A 3,681-nucleotide genomic window follows, 5' to 3' on the forward strand; every position below is an offset into this window, starting at 1 on the left:
GTCTTCCTCAACCAGGACGCGGAGCGTCGGGTCAACGACGCCCCGGCCGCCCCGCTTGAGGGCGACGAGAACCGCGAGACGGTGACCCGCTTCCGCGACGGCGCGACCGACCGCCCGGCCGAGAGCTGATCTGATGGCGGCCCAGGTACGCGTTCTTCGTCAACGGATCCGCTCGGCGAAGTCGATGAAGAAGATCACCAAGGCGATGGAGCTCGTGGCGACGAGCCGGATCGCCAAGGCTCAGGCCCGGGTGCAGGCGTCCCTGCCGTACGCCCAGGCCATCACCGGTGTGCTCACGGCGCTGGCGTCCAACGCGCGGATCGACCACCCGCTGCTCACCCCGCGCGAGCGGGTGCGGCGGGCCGGTGTCCTGTTGGTCACCAGCGACCGTGGCCTGGCCGGTGGTTACAGCTCCAACGCGATCAGGATGGCCGAGTCGCTGATCGCACGCCTCAAGGCGGACGGCAAGGAGCCCGTGCTCTACGTCATCGGGCGTAAGGGTGTCGGGTTCTACCGGTTCCGCGACCGGCCGATCGAGGCGAACTGGACCGGGTTCAGCGAGCAGCCGTCGTTCGAGGACGCCCGCGCCGTGGGTGAGACGCTGATCAAGGCGTTCACCGCCGGTGCGGACGACGTCGACGGCGGTGCCGGTGCGGACGGGGTGCTCGGCGTCGACGAGTTGCACATCGTCTACACCGAGTTCCACTCGCTCATGACGCAGAACCCGGTTACCAAGATCATTGGTCCGATGCAGGTGGAGGACCGGCCGCGCTCCGAGGGGCTGCTGCCGGCGTACGAGTTCGAGCCGGAGGCGGAGGCGCTGCTCGACGCGCTCCTGCCGAGGTACATCAACACGCGGATCTACGCGGCGTTGATCGAGTCGGCGGCGAGTGAGTCGGCGGCACGGCGGCGGGCGATGAAGAGCGCCACCGACAACGCCGAAGACATGATCGAGAAGTACACGCGTGAGATGAACTCGGCTCGCCAGGCCGGGATCACCCAGGAGATCAGCGAGATCGTCGGCGGCGCCAACGCGCTGGCCGCGTCGGGAAGTGAAGTGTGATGACTGCCCCAGTAGAGACCAAGACGGCCACGGGTCGCGTGGTCCGGGTCATCGGCCCGGTCGTCGACGCCGAGTTCCCGCGCGACGCCATGCCTGCCCTGTTCAACGCCCTGAACGTCACCGTGGACCTGTCCGGCGGTGAGAAGACGCTGACCCTGGAGGTCGCCCAGCACCTGGGTGACAACCTGGTCCGCGCCATCTCGATGCAGCCGACGGACGGCCTGGTCCGCGGCGCGGAGGTTCGTGACCGCGGCGAGCCGATCACCGTTCCGGTGGGCGACGCGGTCAAGGGCCACGTGTTCAACGCGATCGGCGAGGTGCTCAACCTCAAGGAGGGCGAGACCCTCACCCCGGACGACCGCTGGGGTATTCACCGCAAGGCCCCGGCCTTCGCGGACCTGGAGCCGAAGACCGAGATGCTGGAGACCGGCATCAAGGTCATCGACCTGCTCGCCCCGTACGTCAAGGGCGGCAAGATCGGCCTGTTCGGCGGCGCGGGCGTGGGCAAGACGGTGCTCATCCAGGAGATGATCACCCGTGTTGCCCGTAACTTCGGTGGTACCTCGGTCTTCGCCGGCGTGGGTGAGCGCACCCGTGAGGGCAACGACCTCATCGCCGAGATGACCGAGTCCGGCGTCATCGACAAGACCGCGCTGGTCTACGGCCAGATGGACGAGCCGCCGGGCACCCGTCTGCGGGTGGCGCTCTCCGCGCTGACCATGGCGGAGTACTTCCGGGACGTGAAGAAGCAGGAGGTGCTGCTCTTCATCGACAACATCTTCCGCTTCACCCAGGCCGGTTCGGAGGTGTCCACCCTGCTCGGCCGGATGCCGAGCGCCGTTGGTTACCAGCCGACCCTGGCCGACGAGATGGGCGAGCTCCAGGAGCGGATCACCTCCGTCCGGGGTCAGGCCATCACCTCGATGCAGGCGATCTACGTGCCGGCGGACGACTACACCGACCCCGCCCCGGCCACCACGTTCGCCCACCTGGACGCGACCACCAACCTGGAGCGGTCGATCTCCGACAAGGGCATCTACCCGGCAGTGGACCCGCTGGCGTCCTCGTCCCGGATCCTCGCCCCGGAGTTCGTCGGCCAGGAGCACTTCCAGGTCGCCACCGAGGTGAAGCGGATCCTGCAGCGCTACAAGGACCTGCAGGACATCATCGCCATCCTCGGTATCGAGGAGCTCTCCGAGGAAGACAAGATCACCGTGGCCCGGGCCCGGCGGATCGAGCGCTTCCTGTCGCAGAACACGTACGCGGCGGAGCAGTTCACCGGCGTTCCGGGCTCGACGGTCCCGATCAAGGAGACCATCGAGGCGTTCCGCAAGATCAGCGAGGGTGAGTACGATCACTTCCCCGAGCAGGCGTTCTTCATGTGCGGCGGTCTCGACGACCTGGAGAAGAAGGCTGAGGAGCTGATGAAGGGCTGACCAGCCCCATCTGATCCGCAACAAAAAGACTGCCCCGGCAATGCCGGGGCAGTCTTTTGTTCATGTTCGCGTCCTACCATCGTCGCGGTCCGTTACTCGTGGTCGGCACTTCCGCGACTGCCGAGCTACGGTTCGTTCCGCGCGCTCACCTGAACGAGCGTTGATCTTTGCAACCTTTCGAGGACGTGCGCCCGTCTTTCTCGTCGTGGGCGTAACGAACGGAGATGCTCGTGGGTAAGGCCGGCAAGCGTGGCCGCAAGCCGTCCATCTGGCGAGGTGTGCCACGGTGGGCCAGGATCTGCACGGTGTTCGGCGCCGTGCTGACAGTGCTCAGCGGTGCGGTGCTGGTTGGCACCGAGGTGCTCATGGCCCGCTACGAGGGGGCCGTCGGCAAGGCCGACCTGTTCGGCGACCAGGCGGCGGGTGCCCAGGCGAAGAAGAGCGAGATCAAGGGTCCGCTCAACATCCTGCTCGTCGGCATCGACCCGCGTACGCCGACGGCCGCGCCACTGGCCGACTCGATCATGGTGCTGCACGTGCCGGCGTCGATGGACCGGGCCTACCTGTTCTCGCTGCCGCGCGACCTCTACGTGCAGATCCCAGCGTTCAAGAAGGCCGAGTTCCCGGGCGAGACCACGAAGATCAACGCTGCCATGTCGTTCGGCAGCAGGGTGCCGGGGGCCAACCCCGACGCGGCACGGGGTTTCGAGCTGCTGGCCACCACAGTGCAGAAGGTGACCGGCATCAAGCGCTTCGACGCTGGCGCGATCATCAACTTCACCGGCTTCCAGAAGATCGTCGACGCCATGGGTGGCGTCGACATGTACATCGAGCGCGACGTGAGGTCCGAGCACAAGAAGCCGGACGGCACACCGCGTCCGGGCAACACCCGTGGTGAGGGCTACGTCGGCCCGCAGGCGGTCTACAAGAAGGGCAACCAGCACCTGAGTGGGTGGCAGGCGTTGGACTACGTCCGGCAGCGCTACCCGAAGAACGGCGTTCCGGACTCCGACTACGGGCGGCAGCGCCACCAGCAGCAGTTCGTCAAGGCCATGGTCGGCCAGGCGTTCAGCGCCGACGTGGTGTCCAATCCCATCAAGCTGGACAAGGTGCTCCGCGCCGCCGGGCAGTCGCTGATCTTCAACGGTCGGGGAAACAGCGTGGTCGACTTCGGGATCGCCC

The 3,681-nt window shown here is 66.9% G+C and carries 3 protein-coding genes; all 3 read left to right on the forward strand.

The window, feature by feature from the left end; all coding sequences use genetic code 11:
• Positions 1-133 precede the first annotated feature (133 nt).
• On the forward strand, positions 134-1,063 hold the full coding sequence (locus tag KBX53_RS25930; RefSeq protein ID WP_030333181.1) for a F0F1 ATP synthase subunit gamma: 930 nt from the start codon (positions 134-136) through the stop codon (positions 1,061-1,063).
• Positions 1,063-2,499: a F0F1 ATP synthase subunit beta gene (gene atpD / locus KBX53_RS25935; RefSeq protein ID WP_030333183.1), complete on the forward strand. Its 1,437-nt coding sequence runs from the start codon at positions 1,063-1,065 to the stop codon at positions 2,497-2,499. Before KBX53_RS25930 ends, atpD begins: the two co-directional genes overlap by 1 nt.
• 224 nt (positions 2,500-2,723) lie before the next feature.
• The coding region (locus KBX53_RS25940; RefSeq protein WP_210862142.1) for an LCP family protein at positions 2,724-3,681 on the forward strand (958 nt) is incomplete at its 3' end.

This window comes from Micromonospora sp. M51 (assembly GCF_018070305.1).
Lineage (GTDB): Bacteria > Actinomycetota > Actinomycetes > Mycobacteriales > Micromonosporaceae > Micromonospora > Micromonospora parva.